The 21,110-nt window shown below is 65.5% G+C and carries 18 protein-coding genes; 10 read left to right on the top strand and 8 right to left on the bottom strand.

The genetic code is table 11. The annotated features are described in order from the left end of the window. Positions 1–2,139 carry a molybdopterin oxidoreductase family protein gene (locus DEIDE_RS10450; RefSeq protein ID WP_162485450.1) on the bottom strand — a complete coding sequence of 713 codons (2,139 nt, stop codon included), beginning with the start codon at positions 2,137–2,139 and terminating at the stop codon, positions 1–3. A gap of 208 nt (positions 2,140–2,347) precedes the next feature. Here DEIDE_RS10450 and nirB point away from each other — a divergent pair, with 208 nt between their 5' ends. The 3 genes from nirB to DEIDE_RS10465 are packed head-to-tail and all read left to right on the top strand — an operon-like array spanning position 2,348 to position 6,113. After that, positions 2,348–4,891 (top strand): nitrite reductase large subunit NirB, encoded by a 2,544-nt coding sequence (gene nirB / locus DEIDE_RS10455; protein WP_012693925.1) that lies wholly within the window; start codon positions 2,348–2,350, stop codon positions 4,889–4,891. A 26-nt stretch (positions 4,892–4,917) separates the two neighbouring features. Further along, complete coding sequence (nirD, locus tag DEIDE_RS10460) at positions 4,918–5,301, top strand: nitrite reductase small subunit NirD (protein ID WP_012693926.1); 384 nt, start codon at positions 4,918–4,920, stop codon at positions 5,299–5,301. Beyond that, complete coding sequence (locus DEIDE_RS10465) at positions 5,280–6,113, top strand: uroporphyrinogen-III synthase (RefSeq protein ID WP_012693927.1); 834 nt, start codon at positions 5,280–5,282, stop codon at positions 6,111–6,113. Before nirD ends, DEIDE_RS10465 begins: the two co-directional genes overlap by 22 nt. A gap of 90 nt (positions 6,114–6,203) precedes the next feature. Here the strand turns inward: DEIDE_RS10465 and DEIDE_RS10470 are convergent, their stop codons facing one another. From DEIDE_RS10470 to DEIDE_RS10480, 3 genes are all read right to left on the bottom strand, one after another. After that, on the bottom strand, positions 6,204–7,286 hold the full coding sequence (locus DEIDE_RS10470) for a quinone-dependent dihydroorotate dehydrogenase (protein ID WP_012693928.1): 1,083 nt from the start codon (positions 7,284–7,286) through the stop codon (positions 6,204–6,206). A gap of 127 nt (positions 7,287–7,413) precedes the next feature. After that, positions 7,414–8,916, bottom strand: a complete 1,503-nt coding sequence (locus DEIDE_RS10475) for a SulP family inorganic anion transporter (RefSeq protein ID WP_041227577.1) — start codon at positions 8,914–8,916, stop codon at positions 7,414–7,416. 353 nt (positions 8,917–9,269) lie between these two features. After that, a complete protein-coding gene (locus DEIDE_RS10480; protein ID WP_012693930.1) occupies positions 9,270–9,725 on the bottom strand; it encodes an RrF2 family transcriptional regulator in 456 nt (151 codons plus the stop codon). A 187-nt stretch (positions 9,726–9,912) separates the two neighbouring features. Between DEIDE_RS10480 and DEIDE_RS10485 the strand changes: the two genes are divergently transcribed. Continuing rightward, positions 9,913–11,817, top strand: a complete 1,905-nt coding sequence (locus DEIDE_RS10485) for an aminodeoxychorismate components I/II (RefSeq protein ID WP_012693931.1) — start codon at positions 9,913–9,915, stop codon at positions 11,815–11,817. Next, positions 11,814–12,518 (top strand): aminotransferase class IV, encoded by a 705-nt coding sequence (locus DEIDE_RS10490; protein WP_012693932.1) that lies wholly within the window; start codon positions 11,814–11,816, stop codon positions 12,516–12,518. Before DEIDE_RS10485 ends, DEIDE_RS10490 begins: the two co-directional genes overlap by 4 nt. 49 nt (positions 12,519–12,567) lie before the next feature. Here DEIDE_RS10490 and DEIDE_RS10495 read toward each other — a convergent pair whose 3' ends face one another. Beyond that, positions 12,568–13,167, bottom strand: a complete 600-nt coding sequence (locus DEIDE_RS10495; protein ID WP_012693933.1) for a hypothetical protein — start codon at positions 13,165–13,167, stop codon at positions 12,568–12,570. 105 nt (positions 13,168–13,272) lie between these two features. On the opposite strand from DEIDE_RS10495, the gene DEIDE_RS10500 reads away from it, so the two are divergent. The 3 genes from DEIDE_RS10500 (at position 13,273) to DEIDE_RS10510 (ending at position 17,253) form a co-directional block, all read left to right on the top strand. Beyond that, complete coding sequence (locus tag DEIDE_RS10500; RefSeq protein WP_012693934.1) at positions 13,273–14,247, top strand: polyprenyl synthetase family protein; 975 nt, start codon at positions 13,273–13,275, stop codon at positions 14,245–14,247. Between the two features lie 332 nt (positions 14,248–14,579). Next, complete coding sequence (locus DEIDE_RS10505) at positions 14,580–15,824, top strand: Glu/Leu/Phe/Val family dehydrogenase (RefSeq protein ID WP_012693935.1); 1,245 nt, start codon at positions 14,580–14,582, stop codon at positions 15,822–15,824. A 121-nt stretch (positions 15,825–15,945) separates the two neighbouring features. Further along, positions 15,946–17,253 carry a Glu/Leu/Phe/Val family dehydrogenase gene (locus DEIDE_RS10510; RefSeq protein ID WP_012693936.1) on the top strand — a complete coding sequence of 436 codons (1,308 nt, stop codon included), beginning with the start codon at positions 15,946–15,948 and terminating at the stop codon, positions 17,251–17,253. An 84-nt stretch (positions 17,254–17,337) separates the two neighbouring features. On the opposite strand, the gene DEIDE_RS19075 is transcribed toward DEIDE_RS10510, so the two are convergent. From DEIDE_RS19075 to DEIDE_RS10520, 3 genes are all read right to left on the bottom strand, one after another. Beyond that, positions 17,338–17,493 carry a hypothetical protein gene (locus DEIDE_RS19075; protein ID WP_162485451.1) on the bottom strand — a complete coding sequence of 52 codons (156 nt, stop codon included), beginning with the start codon at positions 17,491–17,493 and terminating at the stop codon, positions 17,338–17,340. A gap of 104 nt (positions 17,494–17,597) precedes the next feature. Next, complete coding sequence (gene panB / locus DEIDE_RS10515; RefSeq protein ID WP_012693937.1) at positions 17,598–18,419, bottom strand: 3-methyl-2-oxobutanoate hydroxymethyltransferase; 822 nt, start codon at positions 18,417–18,419, stop codon at positions 17,598–17,600. A 68-nt stretch (positions 18,420–18,487) separates the two neighbouring features. Further along, positions 18,488–18,964: a DUF420 domain-containing protein gene (locus DEIDE_RS10520; protein ID WP_012693938.1), complete on the bottom strand. Its 477-nt coding sequence runs from the start codon at positions 18,962–18,964 to the stop codon at positions 18,488–18,490. A gap of 199 nt (positions 18,965–19,163) precedes the next feature. On the opposite strand from DEIDE_RS10520, the gene DEIDE_RS10525 reads away from it, so the two are divergent. Then, the gene (locus DEIDE_RS10525) at positions 19,164–20,162 is read left to right on the top strand and encodes a COX15/CtaA family protein (RefSeq protein WP_041227226.1); all 999 of its coding nucleotides are present in this window, start codon (positions 19,164–19,166) and stop codon (positions 20,160–20,162) included. Positions 20,163–20,167: 5 nt separating this feature from the next. Further along, entirely contained in the window at positions 20,168–21,100 is a 933-nt protein-coding gene (locus DEIDE_RS10530) for a heme o synthase (protein WP_012693940.1), read from the top strand. The last annotated feature ends 10 nt before the right edge of the window (positions 21,101–21,110 follow it).

Below are 21,110 nucleotides of genomic sequence, written 5' to 3' on the forward strand. Positions count from 1 at the left end.
TCACATGCCCATCACCACCCCGGGGTGCGGCGTGGCGATTTCACCGGGAGTGTCCCGTATGGGCGCAGGCTCCCTAGCGCCGACGACCGCCGGGTGAAGAGTCACGGCTGTCGCCTTGAAAGCGGGCATGCGCGAAAGCGGGTCAAGGCTCTCAGGACTGGTCAGGAGGTTGGCGGTGCCTGGCCAGTGAAACGGCACGAACACGGTGTCGGGACGTATGCCGGGAGCCAGCAGGACCGGCAGGGTGGTTTCACCATGGGCGGTGCGCAGGGTTACCGGCTCGCCCGCACGCAGACCGTGCTCGCGGGCCGTGTCAGGGTGCATCTGTACGGCAGCGTCTGCGCGCAGTGCCGGATTGCGGCGGGTCTGGGAACCGCTCTGGTACTGGTTGCCCAGGCGACCGGTGGTCAGGGTCAGGGTCAGGCGCGGCGCTGCGGGCGGCGGCAGTTGTGGTACGTGAAGGGTGGCCAGCCGGTCTGGTGTGGGGTAGGTCGGTGCGTAGGCGTAGGGCGTGCCGGGACTGTCCGGGTGCGGCACCGGCCACTGGACACTGGCGCGGTCGAGCCGCTCGGCGCTCAGGCCGCTGTAGTCGGCCTGTCCACCCCGTGTCGCCCGGAAGAACTCGTCCTGCAACTCCCGGAAGGTGCTGTAGGTAAAGCCCTCCGGGCGCCCGGCGGCCTGCGCGAGGTCGCACAGAATGCGCCAGTCCTCACGCGCTCCACCCGGCGCCGTGATGGCCTTGCGCCGCCGCTGTACCCGGCCTTCGAGGTTGGTGGTGGTGCCTTCTTCCTCGCACCACATGCTGCCCGGCAACACCAGGGTGGCCAGCTGCGCGGTCTCGCTGGGTAGAAAATCAATCACGATCAGGTGTTTCAGGGCCTTCAGACGTTCGGTGACCTGCCTGGCACCGGCGGCGCTGACAACCGGGTTGGCTCCCAGCACGATCAGGGTCTCGATTCCGCCCGGCTGCCCGCAGGCATTCAGCAGTTCCTGGGCGCTGAGACCCGGCTGCGGCAGGTCCCCGGGCAGGCAGCCCCAGACCTGCGCCATCTCGGCACGGTGCTCCGGGTTTCGCAGGCTGCGCGCGCCGGGCAACTGGTCGGTTTTCTGTCCGTGTTCCCGCCCGCCCTGGCCGTTGCCCTGGCCGGTCAGGGTGCCGTAGCCCGCTCCGGGCTTACCGAAATGCCCGGTCAGAAAAGCCAGGTTGATCAAGGCCTGGACCGTGTCGGTGCCGTGGGCATGCTGCTCGGCACCCCGCCCGGTCAGGATCAGGGGCCGCTGGGCAGCCGCGTAACGCTGGGCCAGCGTCATGATTTCCGCCTCACTGACACCGCATTCCCGGGCCACGCGCGCCGGACGATAAGCCTCTGCCTGCCACAGCACCTCTGCCATACCGTGGGCCGGCGCAGTGGGGCGTATCCTGCCCCAGATTTTCATCAGGTGCAGCACGCCCAGGGCCAGCGCGGCGTCACTTCCGGGGCGGATGGCCAGATGCTGCCCGGCCACCTTGGCGGTTGTGGTGGCGCGCGGGTCTATCGCGTAGATCAGGGCGCCCCGGTCCCTGGCGGCCTTGAGGTACTGCATGATCGGGGGCAGGGTCTCCGCGATGTTGGCGCCCACCAGCAGAATCAGGTCACTGGTGCCGATGTCTTCCAGCGGAAAACCCAGGCCCCGGTCATACCCCACAGTCCGGTTGAGCGCCGTGCTGGCCGACGCCATGCAGTAGCGCCCGTTGTAGTCGATGTTGGCTGTACGCAGGGCCAGACGGGCAAATTTGCCCAGCAGGTAGGTTTTTTCATTGGTCAGACTGCCGCTGCCGAAGACTCCGGTGGCGTCAGGACAGCTCTGGACCGCTGGCGCCAGGGCTTCTCGGGCGTAGGCCAGCGCCTCGGTCCAGCTCACAGCCACCAGCTCGCCGCCTTTGCGCAGCAGCGGTTGAGTAAGCCGATCAGGGTGGCGCACATCATGCAGAGCCGCCAGCCCTTTTTTGCAGACGGTGCCGTGCGCCACCGGACATTCCCGCGTCGGCGTGATCCTGACCGGCAGGTTGTCTTCCAGGTGCAGATCAAAGTTGCACTGCACAGCACAGTACGGGCAGGTGGTGCGCACGGTGGGCAGATAGGGAGATGTCGCAACCATGCCGCCAAGGTGGAGGTTCGGATGGAAAGTGTCAAGGCCAAAGTCGCTTTCCGGTGCAAATCTGTCTAACATTTTGCCAATCTAGGAAACTATGTCAACGTTTTGACACGAATTTGTGCAACTTGTTCAAAATTTTGTTGACAAATTGCAGATTGTGCGGCCCAATAGGATCCAGAGTTCAGCGGTATCTGCTGGACCCGGAGGAACCATGAGCACATCGCCCGTCCCTCATCTCGTCATCATCGGAAATGGCATGGTCGGCCACCGTCTGGTGGATGGCCTGCGCGCGCAGGTCAGTGGCCAGGAACTGCAGATCACCGTCATCAGTGAAGAAAGCCGGCTGGCCTACGACCGTGTGCAGCTCAGCCGTCATTTCGACGACCCCCGCCCTGACCTGTCGCTGGCCACCGAGGCCGGGTATGCGGAACTGGAGGTTCAGGTTGTCCGTGGCCGTGCCGACGCGCTGGACCCCGCAGCGAAAGTGGTCCAGGTTGGCACGCAGCAGCTTGCGTATGACGCCCTGGTGATGGCGACGGGCAGCGTCCCGTTTGTTCCGCCCATTGCCGGGCGGGATGCACCGGGATGCTTCGTGTACCGCACGCTGGACGACCTGGATGCTATTCGGGACGCTGCTCAGGGTGCGCGCCGCGGCGTGGTGATTGGCGGTGGCCTGCTGGGGCTCGAGGCTGCCGGTGCCCTGCGAAAACTGGGACTGGAAACTCATGTGGTGGAGTTCGCGCCGCAGCTGATGCCTGCCCAGCTCGACGCTGAGGGCGGTCAGACCCTCCAGCGCATCATCGAGGCCAAGGGCATCGGCGTACACACTGCCAGAGCGACCAGTGCAGTTGCCACCGGCATGGACGACCGCGTGACAGGTCTCGTCTTTACAGACGGAACCGCGCTGGAGGCAGATCTGGTCGTGTTCTCAGCTGGCATTCGCCCGCGTGACGACCTGGCCCGTGCCTGCGGCCTGACCGTCGGTGAACGCGGTGGTATCCAGATTGACGACAGCTGCCGGACCAGCGATCCGCACATCTATGCGGTGGGCGAGTGCGCGCTGCATGGGGGCCGCATCTACGGGCTGGTGGCGCCCGGTTATCAGATGGCCAGAGTGGCGGCGGCGCACCTTCTGGCTGACCTGGGGCTGGGCGGCGACCGCACGGCGCGCTTTACCGGTGCCGACCTGAGCACCAGACTCAAGCTGCTGGGCGTGGAGGTCGGCAGTTTCGGGGACGCTCATGGCCGGACGCCCGGCGCGCGCAGCGTCAGCCTGAGCGACAACGTGCGCGGCACCTACAGCAAAGTGGTGCTCTCCCCTGACGCTCAGGTGCTGGGCGGCCTGCTGGTGGGCGACACTTCACGCTACGGCGAACTGCTGGACCTGGTGCTCTCGGGCACGCCGCTGCAGGTGCCGCCCGAGACGCTGATCGTGCCTTCCCTGCCCGCGGGGGCAGCCGCGGCGCCCACCAACGCCCTGGTCTGCTCCTGTGAGAACGTGCGTGCCAACGCCCTGTGCGCGGCTGTCGGTCAGGGCGCGCGGGACGTGGCCAGCCTCAAGGAATGCACCGGGGCCGGCACCGGCTGCGGCGGCTGCGTGCCCAGCCTGCACAGCCTGTTGCATCAGGAACTGACCCGGCTGGGTGAAACGGTCACCAACCATCTGTGCGAACACTACCCACATTCCCGGCAGGAACTGTTCGACCTGATCCGCGTGCGCGGCTACCGCACCTGGGACGAGGTACTCCGCAGCCACGGACACGAACTGGGCTGCGAGGTCTGCAAGCCCGCAGTGGCCAGCATCCTGGCCAGCCTGCATGGCGAGCACATCCTGAATCCCGCGCACGCGCCCCTGCAGGACACCAACGACGCCTTTCTGGCGAACATCCAGAAAAACGGCACGTATTCAGTCGTGCCGCGCGTGCCGGGAGGAGAGATTACTGCCGACGGCCTGATTGCCATCGGGCAGGTGGCCCGGAAATACGGCCTGTACTGCAAGATCACCGGCGGTCAGCGAATTGACCTGCTGGGCGCCCAGCGTGACGATCTGCCAGCCATCTGGACTGAGCTGATCGCCGCCGGTTTCGAAAGTGGGCACGCTTACGGCAAGAGCCTGCGCACGATCAAAAGCTGCGTGGGTCAGACCTGGTGCCGCTACGGCGTGCAGGACTCCACCAGCCTCGCCGTGCGCCTGGAGCTGCGTTACCGCGGACTGCGCAGCCCCCATAAGCTCAAATCCGGTGTTTCGGGCTGCACCCGCGAATGCGCCGAAGCCCGCAGCAAGGACTTCGGGATCATTGCCACCGAGAAGGGCTGGAATGTGTACGTGGGCGGCAACGGCGGCGTGACGCCCAAACACGCTGTGCTGCTGGCCAGTGACCTGCCCGAGGCTGAAGTCATCACCCTGCTCGACCGCTTCCTGATGTTCTATATCCGCACGGCCGACCGCCTGCAGCGCACCAGCACCTGGCTCGAACAGCTCGACGGCGGCGTGGAATACCTGCGTGGCGTGCTGCTCGAAGACCGGCTGGGCCTGTGCGCCGAACTGGACGAGGCCATGCGTCAGCACGTCGGCACCTACCGCGACGAGTGGGCCACCACCCTGGCCGACCCCGCGCAGGTGGCCCGCTTCCGCACCTTCGTGAACAGTGACGCCCGTGACGACGGCGTGCAGTGGGTCGATGAACGCGGTCAGATCCGGCCCGCCGACCTGCACATGCTCACGCCGCTGCCCATGGCGGGTGGTACCGACTGATGCCCCCACGCTTTCAAGGAGATTCCATGTCCCTGATCATGAATTCCCCGGCGCAGCAGCCGTCCGCTGCTCCCCTGCCCCGCACGCGGGTGTGCGCACTGAGTGACATCCTTCCCGGCACCGGCGTCTGCGCTCTGGTCGGCGGCCAGCAGATTGCCGTGTTCCACGTGGCCGGGCGTGTGTTTGCCCTGGGCAACCGCGATCCGTACACCGGCGCCAATGTCCTGTCGCGCGGCCTGACCGGCAGCACACAGACGGGAGGCATGCTGCGCCTCAAGGTCACCTCGCCGCTGCTCAAGCACGCGTTCGATCTGGAAAGTGGCCTCAGTCTGGATGACCCGACCGTAGGGGTACCGGTGTACCCCGCATGCATCGAAGGAGGTGAGGTATGGATTGGTTCGGAGGCTTGAGGGTCCTGAGTCTGGAGTCCCGCCGCTCGGAGGAAATGACCACCCTGATCCAGAAGTACGGTGGTATTCCTACCGTGGCGCCCAGCATGCGCGAACAGAAGCTGGATCTGACGGCCGCCCTGTCACGGTTCGAGGCGGACCTGCGTGCCGGAGAGGTTCACGCGGTGGTCTGCATGACCGGCGTAGGAACGCGGATGTTCCTCCAGGACCTGCTGGCCCGGGACGCCGAAACACTGGCGCGGCTGCAGGGCGTGCCCTTTGTGGTGCGCGGCAGCAAGCCGGCGCAGGCACTCAAGACTTTCGGCCTGAGTGGGATCAGCGTGCCGCGTCCACATACCTGGCATGAAGTCCAGGACCATCTGCTGCAGACCCTGCAGGCTGGGCAGCACGCGGTGATGCTGGAGTACGGCGACGCGCCGCCAGCGGCCATGCTGCGCACCCTGGCCCAGGCCGGCATCCGGGTGACCAGCGTCCCGGTGTACCGCTGCGCCTTTCCCGCCGACACCCTGCCATTGGCCCACGCCATCCGCGACACGGTGCTTTTCGGGCAGGACGTGCTGCTGCTGTCCAGCGGCACCCAGGTGCTGCATCTGCTGAAGTTCGCCGAGCGCCTGAAGCTGCAGGATGAACTGCGCGTGGCCCTGAACCGTATGGTGGTCGTCAGCATCGGCCCCGCGTGCAGCGAGAGCGCCGGTGAACTGGGAATCCGCATCGATCTGGAATGCAATCCGCACAAGATGGGCATTTTGGTGCGCATGGCGGCGGAGCACGCTCCAGGTCTGCTGCGCCAGCGCCTGGACAGGGTGAGCTAGGAAGCCTGAAGAACAAAGCCCAACCGGTCAGCACCATGAAACGTGGGCTGACCGGTCACTTATGGTGCCCTGGCAACTACAGGCAGCGATTTAAGCGTCGGCGCCGACAGCGTCCCGTACATGACTGATCCCATCGCGCTCCAGCAGCTGGCCCAGGCCACGGTGAATGCGGGCGGGCAGACCAGGGCCCTCGTAGATCAGGCTGCTGTAGACCTCGACCAGGCTGGCACCGGCGCGGATCTTGGCGTAGGCGTCGTCTGCCGAAAAAATGCCGCCCACACCCACGACAGGAACTGCACCCCGGGTCAGGCGGTAGGCGTCCTGCACCAGCGCCGTGGAGCGCCCGGTCAGGGGCCGCCCACTGAGCCCGCCGGCCTGCTCGCGGTGTGCATGGGTCAGGCCGTCGCGCGACAGGGTCGTGTTGCTGACAATCAGGCCCTGCACTCCTGCATTCAGGGCCCCCTGAACGCTGGCCTCGAAATCAGCCGGGTGCAGGTCCGGAGCCAGCTTGACCAGTACTGGAGGAGCCCGCCGGGCGGTGCGCAGGCGCTGGGCTTCGGTTTCATTCAGCACGGCGCGCAGCAGGGCTTCAAGTTCTGCAGAGGCCTGCAGCGCCCGCAGCCCCGGTGTGTTAGGGCTGCTGACATTGACGACAAAGGCGTCTGCCACATCGTACAGTTCCTGCACGCAGGCCACGTAGTCCTGGGCCGCTTCTTCGGTCAGCTTGTTTTTGCCGATGTTGACCCACACAGGTACCGTCCGGCGGCCCAGCCGTGACAGCTGACCCCGCAGCGCGGCCGCGCCTGCATTGTTAAATCCCATGCGGTTGATCAGTGCCTCATCGGGGGGCAACCGGAAGAGGCGCGGACGGTCATTGCCCGGCTGAGGCTGTGGGGTGACCGTGCCGACCTCCACGAACCCGAAGCCCAGCGCACTGAAGGCCGGAACCGCCACGCCGTTCTTGTCGAGCCCGGCAGCCAGACCCACGGGCGAGGCATAGGTGTGCCCCCACAGAGTCTGCATGAGGCGGGAGTCGGCAGGTGCACTCAGGCGGCGGGCGGCGGCGGGCCACCCAGGAAGCCGGGACATCAGCGCCAGGGCATTCACGGTGAGGTGGTGGGCGTCTTCGGCGTCCAGGCGAAACAGCGCGGGCTTGATCACTCGGCGGTACATCGGCTCTCAGCATAGGCGGTCGGGAGCACCCGGGGCAGAGAACGAATAAGCCGCCGGCATACACCGCACGGCGGCTTCCTGTCCTGCCCCGTCAGGCGGAGTTCCGCAGCGCGGCCTTCTTGGTCTGTCAGTCGCTCCCGGACGCCTCTGCGCCGGGTTTGTCGTGCACAGCCAGGCGTTCAATCAGGGTGGCTGAGGCCTCGTTGAGCCCCAGGAGTTCTACCGGCACGCCCAGCCGGCGGTAGCGCAAAATGACCTTGTCGAGCGCCGCCACGGCTGAGCCGTCCCAGAAGTGAGCGTCGGTCATATCAATCACCACGCGCGGGACCGGCACGTACTTGAACTGCTGCACGAAGTCGTGCGTGCTGACAAAAAACAGCTGCCCGCTGACCCGGTAGGTGCGGGTGCCGTCAGGAGCGTCGCTGTGGGTCACGCTGGAAAGCTGCGAGACCTTGCGGGCAAACAGCAGCGCGCTGAGCACCACGCCGACCAGCACGCCGCGCGACAGGTCATGGGTCAGGACCGTCACTGCAACGGTGGCCAGCATAACCATGGTCTCCCCCTTGGGATGCACGGCCATGATCCGCAGGCTCTGCCAGTCGAAGGTGCTTACGCTGACCACGATCATCACCGCGACCAGCGCCGCCATGGGAATCTGCACCAGCAGCGGCTGCAGGACCAGGATCAGCAGCAGCAGAAACAGACCCGCCACGAACGTGGACAGCCGCCCGCGCCCGCCATTGGTCACGTTGATCATGCTCTGGCCGATCATGGCGCAGCCGGCCATGCCGCCCAGGAACCCGGTGGCGATGTTGGCAATGCCCTGCCCACGCGACTCGACGTTCTTGTCGCTGGTGGTGTCGGTGCGCTCGTCGATCAGCTGCGCGGTCAGCAGGCTTTCGAGGAGCCCCACGAAACACAGCGTCAGGGCCACCGGGAAGATGATGTTCAGGGTCTCCAGGTTCAGCGGCACCTGCGGCACGTGAAAGGGCGGCAGGGCGCGGGGCAGTTCACCCATATCGCCCACGGTCTTCACGTCTGCGCCGGTCAACACAGCCACCACACTGAGGGCCACGATGGCCACCAGGGCACTGGGAACAGCCCGGAACACTCTGGGCAGCAGGTAGATGATGGCCAGCCCGGCGACCACCATGGCGTACATCTGCCAGTTCGCCCCAACAAACTGCGGCAGCTGGGCCATGAAAATCAGGATGGCCAGAGCATTGACAAAGCCGGTCATCACCGAGCGCGGCACAAACTTGAGGTAACGGGCCAGGCGTGCCCAGCCGAAGAAAATCTGAAGGACGCCGGTCAGCAGGGTCGCTGCGAACAGGTACTCGAGTCCGTGATCACGCACCAGCCCCACCATCAGCAGGGCCATCGCGCCGGTCGCGGCGCTGATCATGGCCGGACGCCCGCCGATAAACGCAATCACCATGGCAATCGTGAACGAGGCGTACAGCCCCACCTGCGGATCCACACCCGCGATGATCGAGAAGGCAATCGCCTCGGGAATCAGCGCCAGGGCCACGACCAGCCCGGACAGCAGGTCGCCGCGCGGGTTCTGGAACCACTCGTGCAGGTAGGTCTGGAGCCTGGAACGATCAGGAGAAGGGGAAATGGTCGTCATGGAGCGCACCTCGTGCAGAATTGCGAAAAACACCGGCTGTGATCCCGGGCGGAGCGAGTGGAAAAATCCGGGCTCGACGCAGCGGATAGCCATCTGGTGTTGGTTCCGGATGACCTCCAGTTGGAGTCAAACCCGCATACGGGTGCCGTGATGACCGGTCCGCTGCTTCCAGCGAAGCAGAAAAGAAGGAGGTGCGCGTCGCGCGGAAATCCTGGGAGTCGGTTATCGTCAGGGGCATCTCTCGCGGTACCTGATAGGGCACCGGGGACACCGCACCTGCGGCCCGGGCAGTATGACGCCCAGCGGCCGGTCCTGCAAGCTTGGAAGCTCAGGACCGGCCGCGGCGTGAAAACTCAGGCGCTGGGGAAATTGGGTTCGAGCTGTACCAGACGGGCGTGCTGAAGCTGCTCGCTTTCCACGATCAGGTCAGCCAGGGTGGTGCTGCCCAGGACGTCCTTCAGAGCGGCGTCCACGCGGTGCCACAGGTTCTGGGTGCCACAGACGTTCTGATGGTCGCACGTATGGTCGTCTTCCACACACGACACGGGGGCCAGGCTGCCTTCCATGGCGGTGACCACGTCGTAGGCGCTGATATCAGCCGCTGGGCGTGATAGCCGGTAGCCGCCGTGAGCCCCACGGATGCTTTTGATAAAGCCGGCGCGGCGCAGGTTGCTGGCAATCTGCTCCAGGTAATGCTGGCTGATGCCCTGACGTTCGGACACGTCCTTGAGCGGCACGGCTTCCCCGTCGCGGCGGCCGATCTCGATCAGGGCGCGAAGGCCGTACTGTGCTTTGGTCGACACCCACATGCGAAGATTGTACCTCTTAAATCCGGGTCAATTGTAGGGAATTAGACCGGGGTCAAGGTTTCCAGGCCGGGGGCGGCCAGCTGAGCTCCCCCGAGCCCGCTGCCCGCTCGCTTTCCCCTGGGGAAATGCTCTGCAACTGGGCTCTGTTCCTGCGTCTCCGGTGCGCTGGCCCTCTAGAATCCGGCGCGTGACAACGACGACCACGCTGCCAGACTTCTCGCCTGCTGACGTGCTGCTGCGCCTGCGGGCACGCAGCGCGCCGGGGGTGATCCTGCTCGAATCATTGGGTCCGGTGGTGCCGTATGGCCGTTACTCTCTGCTCAGTGCCTGGCCGCAGGCGGTCCAGACCGAACTGCCCGAACGTCCCAGGGATCAAAGCCTGTTTCCAGCGTGGCTGGGAGGCCTGAAATACGAGGCCGCGCGTGAGTTTGGCCTCAGCGCCCATCCGCCCCAGGGGCGGGCGATGTGGTGGGGCCTGTACCCATCCGGGCTGCTGTGGGACCGCGAAGCCGGGACCCTGTGCGTGGTGGGTGAGCCTCACGTGGACTGGGCGGCTGTGCTGGAAGGGCCGGGTGCACCGGCCCCGGCCCTGCATGTCGGGCCTTTCGGTGCCGATGACGTGGATTACCCGGCTGGCGTCCGCGCCGTACAGGAACTGATCCGTGCCGGGGAGGTCTATCAGGTCAACCTCTCACGCGGGGTGCGGGCCGAGGCGACCGGTGACCCTCTGGCTGCCTACCTGCGGCTGCGGGAGGTCAACCCCAGTCCGTTCATGGCCTTTGCCGACCTGGGCGACGAAGTGGTGGTGTCGTGCAGCCCGGAGCGGCTGGTGCTGTGGGACAACGACGTCCTGAACGCGCGGCCTATCGCCGGAACACGCCGTCGTGGGGACACGCCGCAGGAAGACGCCGCCTTCGAGGCCGAGCTGCGTGAAAGCCCCAAGGAAGTCGCGGAGCACACCATGCTGGTGGATCTGGTGCGTCACGACCTGGGGCGTGTGGCCGCACCTGGATCGGTACATGTGCCGGACCTGATGCTGGTCGAACGTTACAGCCACGTCATGCATCTCGTTTCTGAAGTCGAGGCCAGGGCGCGGCCGGACGTCACGCTCCGGGAGGTGCTGGCCGCGACCTTCCCGGGCGGCACGATTACCGGCGCGCCCAAGGAGCGCGTCATGGAGGCTATTCACGCCCTGGAACCCGGTCCACGCGGCTGGTACACCGGCGGCCTGGGCGTGGTGAGCGGCGCGAGAGTGGACCTCAACATTCTGATCCGCACTGCCGCATTCACCCGGACTGCAGGCCCGGAGCACTGGGTGGTGGAGGTCCGTGCCGGTGGAGGCACCGTGATCGACGCCGACCCTGCGCGTGAGGCCCAGGAGACGGTTCACAAGGCCCAGGCCCTGCTGAGTGTGCTGTCCGGAGTTCCAGGACGCGCTGCCCAGCCACCGGCTCCGCCCGTTCCAGGCCGGGTCTGGTTCCCCCCCACGCCTCCCCGGGGCGCTCCTGGGCTGCGGGTGCTGCTGCTGGACAACCGCGATTCGTTTACCTGGAACCTGGTGCACGATCTGCTCAGCCTGGGCGCCCAGGTGGACGTGCGCCCGCAGGAGGAAGACGCCTGGGCGCTATTGGATACCCAGCCTGACGCGGTGCTGGTCGGACCTGGGCCCGGTACGCCAGACACCAGCGGCTGCACCCTGCCGCTGACCCGGCTGTGTCTGGAACGTGACGTGCCCCTGCTGGGCGTCTGTCTGGGTCATCAGGCGCTGGGGCAGGTGCTGGGTGGACAGGTCGCGCGCGCGCAGCCGGTGCATGGTCGTCTCGACCGGATCAGCCATGAAGGCACCGACCTGTTTAACGGGGTGGCTCCAGGAGCTCCATTCGGGCGCTATCACTCGCTGGTGGTGCGGGATCTGCCGGACCAAATGGTCACGGCCCGCAGCCTCGACGGAGAGGTCATGGCGCTGCGGGCGCCCGGCCAGCGGGCCTGGGGAGTGCAGTTTCATCCGGAAAGCGTGCTGAGTCCGTCGGGCCGTACGCTGCTGGGCAACTGGCTGCGGTTGTCGGGTGCGAAGCCGGGAAACCCTCAATGAAGCTGCTGCCCGTGCACCTCAATCGCCCCTCCTGGCTGCATGGAGCCACGGCGTTTACCACCGTGCGCACGCGGTACGCTGAGCCACTGCACTGGGCAGCGCATCTGGGCCGCCTCCAGAGCACCTGCGCCTTTCTTGGCCTGAGTGCTCCGGATCCAGAGCTGCCCGTTCTGGACCCGCTGCCCTGGGGTCTGGCACGGGTGACGGTGACAGAGGCCGGGACGTTTCTGTCCCACCGCCTCCTGCAAGTGGGCCCGAGGCCTGAGGCCGGCGTGCAGGTGCGGCTGACTGGCGTGCAGGTCCATCCGCAACTGGCCCTTCACAAGACGGGCAACTATCTGCCGTACCGGCTGGCGATGCAGGCCGCTGACGGTGCTTTCGAAGGCTGGCTGCAGGACAGTTCAGGTCGCGTGGTGGACGGCAGCCGGACCTCGCCACTGCTGCGCCTGAATGGCCAGCTGGTGGTTCCGGCAGGCGGCCTGCCCAGCGTGACCCGTGCCGCGTACCTGAGCGGCCAGGAGTTTATCGAGCGGTCCGTCCAGGCAGAGGAACTGTCCCAGGTCACAGCTGCGTGGGTGTGTGGCAGCGGAACAGGCGTGGTTCCGGTTTCCGAACTGCATACGCCGGCGGGAACTCAGGTGCTGAGTGTCCACTGGCCTGAGCTAAGTGACCCCGCCCTGCTGTGGCCCGGCACTGACTAAAAAAGGCGGCAAAAGGAAATCCCTTCGCCGCCTCTAGCCAAGACTGAATCTAGTGGCCGTCCTGACCGATGCGCTCACTTTGCAGGCGACCGCCGCCATGAACGTCTTCAAGCCGCAGAGCACCGTGACGGCGCAGCAGGCTGAGCGCTTCATCGGCACGGGTTCCAGCGGGATCACGGGCAATAACCAGAACGTGGCCGGACTTGAGCCCACCGGCAAACTTCTCGGCGTGCGCAGCTGGTACGCCCATGCGGCGCAGGAGCTTTACATAGTCCCCGTGGTCCGAACCGGTCAGCGCACCGAACAGACCGCCGATTCCCAGGCCACCCAGGGCACCGAACAGCATGGACGTCAGACCACCGTCACTGTAGATCCGGGTCTCGGGAATAATCAGAAACAGCAGCCAGATCGGCACCGTGAGTCCCAGTCCGCCTATCAGGCCCAGAAAGGCTCCGCGCATCACACTGGCGCTGCCTCCGGGTTCCCCGGCTTCGGGGCTGATACCGGTGGCCTGCGCGATGTCGCGCTCGACCACGGTGTCGGACAGGGAGAAGCCCAGGTGTTCACGGCCAAACCCACGTGACTTCAGCGCTTCCAGGGCCGCCTGGGCCTGGCGCGGCTCGCGGAAGAGGGCAACGACGCTTTCCATGCCCGCATTTCTACCATGAGGGCCTGCTGAAGCGCGAGGGACAAAGCACCGTAAGGGAAACGTCCGGTACGTTTCGCCCTACCCCTCTTTCCTATACTGCGCCTCATGGTGAACGTGGTTTCTGTGGCCCTCCCCGACGCAGCGTTCGAAACGCGTCTGCGTGAGGTGCTGCGGTCCCGCGTGGAATTTATCGAGCTGATCGGCGACGATCTGGTTGCTGCTGGCGGCAAGCGCACGCGGCCCATGATCACGCTGCTGGCTGCCCAGGCCCTTGGAGTCGGCCCAGGGTCGTCCCAGTGGCCTGAGGTGATTGACCTGGGTGTATGCGTGGAGCTGCTGCATTCGGCTTCGCTGCTGCACGACGACCTGATTGACGATGCCGACACCCGGCGCGGTCAGCAGGCTGCCTTCCGCCGCTTTGGCAACGTGGTCAGCGTCATGAGCGGCGACTTTATGCTTGCGCGGCTGCTCACGCTGCTGGCCGGAATGCCCTCCGGCACGGCACTGACCCGCGCTTTTGGCGAAACCGCCTCGCAGATCTGCGAAGGCGAGGTGCTGCAGTTTCAGGTTGCGGCGTACGCTGACTACGGCCTGGAGCACTACCTGAACATCATTCACGGCAAAACTGCCGCCCTGACCGAACTGGCTGCCTGCGCGCCGGCGATGCTGCTGGGCAGCTCTGAGGCGCAGCGCGAGGCCCTGGCCACCTTCGGGCGCGAGTACGGCCTGGCATTTCAGATGCAAGATGACCTGCTTGACCTTGCCGGCGAGGAAAACGTGATCGGTAAGCCGGTGGGCGGCGACCTGCGCGAGGGCAAGGCGACCCTGCCGACCCTCCTGATGCTTGACGGCCCCCACGCCGACGAGGTGCGCGAGGTCCTTGAACGCCGCGCCGCGCAGCCGGGAGACGTGCAGCGGATGCAGCTTCTGGCAGGTGAGTCGGGCGCGTTGGAACGTACCCGTGAGGAAATCCGCGTCCGGGCCCGCAGGGCTGCCGAGGCCCTGGACAGCCTGCCTCCTACGGAAGCGCGCGATGTGCTGCTTTCGCTGGCCTACCGTCAGATTGAACGCATGCACTGACGCCGCCTGGTGTCGTTCAGCCAATCCGGACAAATAACACTGCACCGCTCAGACACCTGACATTTGACAGGCCGTGGGCAGTACAGCCTGTCGGCTCACACGGTGGAATCGGTTCAAGATTTCGCACGGCTGGGTGGGCGCCCACGCGCCTTGACGCCTGCTCACCGGGCGAGTAGAACGTGTGGGGTTTGCACAAACCGGAAGTCCGTCCTGGCCGGGATTCTCCCGGGTCACACAGACGGCTCGGGGCACCTGTCTATATAGGCTGGCGGGGCCATGTATGCTGCCCTGGATCACTCAGGCAGAGCCCCTTTTCAAAGGAGACCGTACGAATGCGGGCATCAGGACTCAACTGGCAGGGCCTCATGGAACAACTCCACCAGGCGCTGCCGTATTGCGAGGTCACGGATCAGTCCCTGGCCTACTTCAAATACCCCAAGCGAACCCTCAGCGTGAACCTGCCAGTCCGTATGGACGACGGCCGCGTTCAGGTATTTCGTGGTTACCGCACCGTGCACAGCACTGCACGCGGCCCGAGCATGGGCGGCATCCGCTACAAGGCGGGGCTCAACGCGCACGAGTGTGAGGTGCTGGCGGCCATCATGACCCTCAAGGCCGCCGTGGCAGATCTCCCACTGGGCGGGGCTAAAGGCGGCGTGGATGTCGACCCGGCCACCCTCAGCCCGCATGAACTTCAGGGCCTGACCCGGCGCTACACCAGCGAACTGGTGGAGCTGATCGGACGCAACGAGGACATCCTGGCGCCCGACGTGGGCACCGACGAGCAGATCATGGCCTGGGTGCTCGACGCATACAGCGAGAACACTGGGGAAACCGAAAACGGTGTGGTGGTCGGCAAGCCACTGACCCTGGGCGGAAGTTACGGCAGCAAGGATGCCCGGGGCCGCAGCGCCGCCCTGGTTGCCTTACGTGTGCTGGAGGCCAACGGCCAGAGCATGCGCCAGGCGAGGGTCGCCGTCTACGGCTTTGGCAATGTGGGTCGGCGCGCAGCCCAGACGCTGGCTGCACAGGGCGCACTTGTGGTGGCCGTCAGTGACCAGGACGGCGCTGCCTTTGCCAGTGGCGGCCTGGATCTCGATGCCCTGGTAGCCCACCGCGAGATGCACGGCACCGTGCTGGGCTTCGGCATGGCAATTACGCCCGAGGAAGTCGCCGAGCTGGACGTGGACGTGCTGATGCTGGCCTACGACTACGGCGCCATTCATGCGGGCAATGCCCACGCCATCCGCGCCCGCTACGTGGTCGAGGCCACCAACCGCGCTGTGCTGCCGGAGGCCGAACGCTTCCTGGAGGGGCAGGGCGTGATCGTGCTGCCGGACCTGGTCGCCAGCATTGGTGGTCTGGTCGTCAACTACCTGGAGTGGGTGCAGGACGCCAGCAACTTCTTCTGGAATGAGGATGAGATTGAACGCGCCGTGGATTCCCGCGTGAACGCAGCACTTGACAGCGTTCTGGCCTTTATGACCCAACACGACGTCAACATGCGCACCGCTGCCTACGCCATCGCTCTGAACCGGCTGAACAACGCCACGGTGATGCGCGGGGTGTACCCATAAGCCACAGCCCGGAGGCACAGCCCACCCTTCTGCTCATCAGCAGCATCCCCCAGGTCTGCCTCCGGGCACAGAACCGCATGTATCTCCTTATCTCTTCCCCCTCTCCAAGGAGTGTCTACCCATGACCACGACCCAGGACCCCAAGTCCACCCGCCAGCACGAAATTCCCAGCTACCTCGACCCCAACAACATCGGCCCCTACGAAATCTTCCTTGAGCAGGTCGAGCGTGTGACGCCCTACCTGGGCAAGCTTGCCTACTGGGTCGAGACCCTCAAGCGGCCCAAGCGGATCCTGGTGGTGGACGTCCCTGTTCATCTGGATGACGGCAGCGTGGCGCACTTCGAGGGTTACCGGGTTCAGCACAACACCTCGCGTGGCCCGGCCAAGGGGGGCGTGCGCTACCACCAGGACGTCACCCTCAGCGAAGTGATGGCCCTGTCCGCCTGGATGACCGTCAAGAACGCCGCCGTCAACCTGCCCTACGGCGGCGGGAAAGGCGGCATCCGCCTCGACCCGCGCAAGTACAGCACCGGAGAACTGGAACGGGTCACGCGGCGCTACACCACCGAAATTGGCCTGATCATCGGGCCAGAGAAGGACATCCCGGCGCCGGATGTGAACACGGGGCCGCAGACGATGGCGTGGATGATGGACACGTACTCGATGAACGTGGGGCGCACCGCCACCGGGGTGGTCACCGGCAAACCCGTCTCGCTGGGCGGCTCACTGGGCCGTGCCGACGCCACCGGACGCGGGGTGTTCGTCACCGGCGCCGAGGCCATGAAAAAGCTGGGCATGCCGATGCAGGGCGCGCGCATCGCGGTGCAGGGCTTCGGCAATGTGGGTGAGGCCGCCGCGCGCATCTTCCACGAACACGGCGCGAAGATCGTGGCGATCCAGGACGTGACCGGCACCATCGCGTGTGAAGCGGGCATCGACCCGGGGCTGGCGTTGCAGCACCTGCGTCAGAGTGGCGCGGTCACTGGGCTGCCCGGCACCGAGACGTTGCAGCGTGACGAGTTCTGGGATGTGGCGTGTGACGTGCTGATTCCGGCAGCGCTGGAAAAGCAGATCACGCTGGAGAATGCCGGCCGGATTCAGGCGCGGCTGATTGTCGAGGGCGCCAATGGGCCGACCATTCCGGCGGCGGATGACCTGCTGGCCGAGCGTGGGGTGACGGTGGTGCCGGACGTGCTGGCCAATGCCGGTGGGGTAACGGTGTCGTACTTCGAGTGGGTGCAGGACTTCAGCTCGTTCTTCTGGACCGAGGATGAGATCAACAACCGCCTCGACCGCATCATGCAGGACGCCTTCTGCAGTTTGTGGGACGTCAAGGAGCGTCACGGCGTGACCCTGCGCACCGCCGTATATATCGTCGCCTGCACCCGCGTCCTCGAAGCCCGCGCCCTCCGCGGCCTCTACCCCTGAACCTCAGAACTGACACCTAAGAAGGGCCACTCCCACGGGAGTGGCCCTTCTTCATGTCGCCGGTATGCTCAGGCCTGAGCCCAGTCACGCAGCCTCAAGATCATTGGCGCCTTGGAGCTGTGCCTTTTGAGTCTGCCGGGCTTTTTCCTCAACGGTCATCACTTCCTTCATGTTGGGCTGGCCCGCTATAGCTGGCGTTGCCTTGCGCCATTTGCTGGCAAAGACCAACAGCTGACGCAAGATAGGTGAAACCTCCTAAATTCCAGGATCGAAAAATCGCTGTCTCTGATCCCATAAAGTCTACCGGCCGACTTGATCAGCCGGCCGGCGCCATATGAAGCCCTTCAGTACAGCTTGTCCAGCACGTCGTCTTTCATCACAAAGCTGTTTTCGCGCGTAGGAAACTCGCGGCGGCGCACCTCGTCGGCATACCGCGCGATGGCTTCACGGGAGACCCGGCCGACCTCGGCGTAGCGCTTGGCAATTTTCTTTTCCTCGCCTTCGTAGATTCCCAGCAGGTCATGGGTCACCAGAACCTGCCCGTCGCAGTTGATGCCGGCGCCGATGCCCACGGTCGGCACCTGGAGGCGATCGGTAATCAGCTTTGCCAGCCGCGCGGGAATGGCTTCGAGAACCACACAGAAGGCCCCCGCTGCTTCCAGGGCAAGTGCACCCTCCAGGGTTCGGCGGGCCGTGTCATCGTCCTTGCCCTGGACCCGCAGGCCGCCCTGAGCTGTGGCGGTCTGCGGCATCAAACCTACATGCCCAACCACCGGCACACCATTCCGGCTCAGGGTGTCCACGACCTGCAGGACCTCGGGGGTGCTGCCTTCCATCTTCACGGCGTCGGCACCGGTTTCCTGAATGATCCGGACAGCATTGCGCATGGCGTCGGTGACCCCCGTGTGATACGTCCCAAAAGGCATATCCACCACCAGAAAGGTCTGGGGAGCGCCGCGGCGCACCGCCTTGCTGTGATGAATCATGTCGGAGAGGGTCACCGGCGCTGTGCTCTCGTAGCCCAGCACCACGTTCCCCAGGCTGTCACCCACCAGAATCATATCCACCCCGGCGGCCTCAGCGTGCAGCCCTCCCGGATAGTCATAGGCAGTCACCATCACGAGGGGCTGCTCGGATTGCAAAAGCTCCGGGATACTGCGTTTCATGCGGCGAGCGTAGCAGAACAGGGCGCCGGGGCCTGTACCAGCCTGACGCCCTGCTGCTGTGCCGGTTCTCAGGCTTTGATGACTTCCCCGTAGCGGCCCAGCAGCAGATAGATGATCCAGCCCGTCACCGCCACATACAGCCACACAGGAACGGTCCAGCGCACCCAGGCGCGGTGCCGGTTGAAGTACCCACGGGCAGCGGGCAGGTCAATGTTGCGCAGGTTTCCTCCTGCCGCCTTGAGACCTTTCCAGGCGTTCCACAGCGCCAGCAGAGCCAGTGGCAGGTTCGCCGCTGCCAGGATGATGTGGCTGATCAGCAGGACCAGATAGGCGCTCCGGTTAGGACCGATGTATTTCTTCTCGTAGCCCAGGCCCAGCCGCGTGAGATACAGCACCAGAAAAATTGTAGCCAGACCACTGGCCAGGAGCATGGCCTTCATATGCGCTTCGCGGTTGCCTCCCCGGATCAGGAAGACGCCGGCCATCAGCGCCAGTCCGCTCAGAACGATCGTAAAGACCGCCCATTGATTAATCGTTTCCGCCATAACTCCGCCAGTGTACGGGCAGCACCCCGGGGCAGGTGTCTGGCTGCCCCGGACCATGCTGTGGGGGTCCGTGCGGGGGGGGACAATTCTCAGGTGGGTCAGGTGTCTAGAATGCCGGCAGGACCGCACCAGTCCCGGTGAGGCGCCCACTCTGCCCCGGGACCCTGCGGAAGGGACGGTGAATGAATTGAGCTCAACCTTGAGGGCTACTCCTGGCACGGACACCCGGCCCAGATCCAGCGTCTGGCTGCCCCGGCTGGCCTGGGCAGCGCTGGCGTACAACGTGCTGGTCATTCTGTGGGGTGCGGTCGTCCGCATTACCGGTGCTGGCGCAGGCTGCGGCGAACACTGGCCGCTGTGCAACGGCGTGGTGGTGCCGCAAAGCCCCACCGTGCACACCTTGATCGAGTTCAGTCACCGCCTGACCAGCGGACTCAGCGGCGTGCTGGCCCTGGTGCTGCTGTTCGTGGCCTTCCGGGTGACGCCAGCTCGCCATCCGGCACGATTCGGCGCCGCACTGAGTCTGGGGCTGATCGTGCTTGAAGGGCTCGTCGGCGGCGTGCAGGTGATGCTGGGCCTGACTGCCGACAGCACCGAGCCGGCGCGTGGCTTTGTGCAGGGAATCCATCTGGCCAACACCTTTGCGCTGCTGGGTGCGCTGCTGCTCACGGCTTTGTGGGCGTCGGGGCAGCCGGGACTGCGCCTGAAGGGGCAGGGACGGGCAGTCTGGCTGGGCAGTGCAGGGCTGGCGCTGCTCCTCCTCCTGGGCATGGCTGGGGCTGTGACCGCGCTCGGCGATCTGCTGTTCCTCCCGGCCGACGGCAGTACCCCTATCGAGACGGTCAAACGTGACTACGCGGCCACGGCCACCCTGATCGAGAACCTGCGGGTGCTTCACCCGATGCTGGCCATCGTGACCAGTGCCTACCTGCTGTGGATGGCGGCGACCCTGGCCCGGCTGCGCCCGGATGCGCAGGTGCGGCGCTGGGGACTGTGGCTCTCAGGAGCCATTGCCGTGCAGATGCTGGCCGGCTTTGCCAACGTGGCCCTGAAGGCACCGGGATGGATGCAACTGACACATCTGCTTCTGGCGTGCATGATGTGGCTTGTGACCGTGATGCTGGTGTACCGCGCCCTGAGTGCTCTGTCTCTCCGTTCTCCCTCCACCGTTTCCGGTGCGCAGCGGCAGGGCGCGTGACTGCGGTGCCAGAGACGGTCGTGCCCTCTGCAGTCCAGTCCGGCCCCCTGCGGGCCACGTGGCGGGACTATCTGGCACTGACCAAGCCCAAGGTCATCAGCCTGTTGCTGTGGACCACGCTGGCGGCAATGTTCATGGCCGAGCGGGGCTGGCCGGGCCTGGGGCTGCTTGTGGTGGTTGCGCTGGCCGGGTACATGTCGGCCGGGTCTGCGGGCGTGTTCAACATGATCATCGACCGGGACATTGACCTGAAAATGGCGCGTACGGCCAGCCGCCCCACCAGCAGCGGCGTGATCAGCAGCCGACAGGCGGCTGTGTTCGGCACCACGCTGCAGGTGCTGTCCTTTGTGATGCTGTGGGTCTGGGCCACGCCGCTGGCCGCCTGGATGAGCCTGGCGGGCTTCGTGACCTACGTGGTGGTCTACACCCTGTGGCTCAAGCGCAATACCTGGCACAACATCGTGCTGGGTGGTGCGGCCGGCTGTTTCCCTCCGCTGGTGGGCTGGGCGGCTGTGACCGGCGACCTGAACCTGTTTGCCTGGTTTCTGTTTGCCATCATCTTTTTCTGGACGCCGGTGCACTTCTGGGCACTGGCCCTGATGATCAAAGACGAATACCGCGAGGTTGGCATTCCAATGCTGCCGGTCGTGCACGGTGACAGGCTGACGGTGGCGCAGATCGGACTGTACGCCATCTATACGGTGGTTCTGTCAGTCATGCCTGTGTTTTTCCGTGAGGTCGGTGCCATCTACTTTCTGTCGGCCGCAGCACTGGGTGGCTGGCTGCTGGTGCTGTCCTGGCGCCTCTACCGGCATGTCATGGCCGGAAACGCGGTGGAGCGCCGGGTGGCAGTGCCGCTGTACCTGTATTCCATGCTGTATCTGGCACTGCTGTTTGTTATGGCGGCAGTGGACCGGATTGTATTCGCCCATCTATAAAAGCGAGATA

This window comes from Deinococcus deserti VCD115, assembly GCF_000020685.1.
GTDB classification, from domain to species: domain Bacteria; phylum Deinococcota; class Deinococci; order Deinococcales; family Deinococcaceae; genus Deinococcus; species Deinococcus deserti.